Origin of the sequence: Achromobacter sp. GbtcB20 (assembly GCF_019091095.1) — a bacterium.
Lineage (GTDB): Bacteria > Pseudomonadota > Gammaproteobacteria > Burkholderiales > Burkholderiaceae_B > Achromobacter > Achromobacter mucicolens.
On the sequence record NZ_JAGXJZ010000939.1, the window covers coordinates 1 to 233 of the forward strand.

General features: G+C 68.7%; 1 pseudogene. It reads right to left on the reverse strand.

The window, feature by feature from the left end:
- A pseudogene (locus tag KVT32_RS31725) lies at positions 1–233 on the reverse strand (hypothetical protein); the annotation flags it as partial.

Below are 233 nucleotides of genomic sequence, written 5' to 3' on the forward strand. Positions count from 1 at the left end.
TGAGCGGCGCGCGCGAGACGTCAAACCACAGGCTGGAGTACAGCGCGGCGGCGCTGGGCCAGGGCGTGTCGGCCGCGCGCGGTTCCGGGAAGGCGGCCTTGTGTCCAAACTGGTTCATCGGCGCCTTGCCGTCCAGCGGGCTTTGCTCCGCCGTGGCCTGGCGGCGCGGCAGTTCCATGTGCACCATGGGATACGCGTATACGGAGGCATCGATGGCCGTATCGCGCAATTCC